1 protein-coding gene is annotated in these 1,068 nt (G+C 33.2%); it reads right to left on the bottom strand.

Translation table 11 applies throughout. The features are described from left to right. Nucleotides 1-16: 16 nt before the first annotated feature. Nucleotides 17-952, bottom strand: a complete 936-nt coding sequence (locus FD46_RS00330) for a replication initiation protein (protein ID WP_057895219.1) — start codon at nt 950-952, stop codon at nt 17-19. Nucleotides 953-1,068: the final 116 nt, after the last annotated feature.

The following is a 1,068-nucleotide window of genomic DNA, read 5'->3' on the forward strand; positions in this document are numbered from 1 at the left end:
AAGTTCTCTAATAGTTTTAGGCATGTTTTCCAAACCCCTTTCGGAGTTCAGCAAGTACTTCTTGTCTTGTCTGATCTCTGATTTTTTTATCATGTTCGATCTGCTTTTCAGCCAATGCTTGTTTTTCAGTTGTTCCTAAAGGTAAGCATTTAACTTTGTCAATTGCACGCCACTTTTCTTTATCTGATAATTCACTATTATGCTGAATGTTAAAGAGTTTTTGACGCTCATCTTGGAATTTTCCTTGAGAAAAATCATTTGCGTCTTTTCTTTCAGGTTTCCAAGTAAAAGAATAACCGATAACTGGTTTCCCCCGGCCTTTACCATATTTTTTTCTAATCGTTAGACCTCTAAAAAGCGGGGTTAATTCCTCTCTAATTGGCTTAATAACTTTTTTATCAACATTTGAAGGACTATTCCAATAACTTTTAGGTATATCAAGCAATTCAAAAAAATCTTCTTTAGAGAAATAAGAATAGCCAGTAGTTCGAAATTGCTTAATTAGACGAAACATTGTTTTTGCGTAACTGCTTTTTAAATTTCTAAATTCTGTTAAGGCATAACGAACCCAACTTTCCAAATCGTTTAACAAGTGCAACGCTTTGGGATAAATTTGGATATCAACATAAGGTTCTTCAGCCTCACCCTTAATTTCAAACTCGGTAAACATGACAAAAAATTCGCGATTTAAGCCACTCTTACTTCTTCGACCAAACTTAAGGCTGAGGATCTTTTGGTATGTATTTTCAATATCATCAATAAAGCGTTTATTTGCGGTTGGTTTATAGTTACTGAGCTCTTTTAATTGCTCAAAAGAAAAACGAACAGTTTTATTACCTTGATCCCGCATGCGGGAAACAATTGAAAAGAATAAGTTCATCTCAATCGGGGTAAACTTTCTCAAAGGGATAGTATTCAACTCAGGGTCATACTTAACTAACTCATTAGACATGATTATCACCTCAAAAACATATTAAAATAAAAGTACTTTTTTATCAAGTACAGAATTTATAAAGGTACTTGATAAACAGACAAAAGGTACTTGATAAACAGACAAAAGGTACTTGA

Source organism: Liquorilactobacillus oeni DSM 19972, assembly GCF_001436275.1.
In the GTDB taxonomy this organism is placed as follows: Bacteria; Bacillota; Bacilli; order Lactobacillales; family Lactobacillaceae; genus Liquorilactobacillus; species Liquorilactobacillus oeni.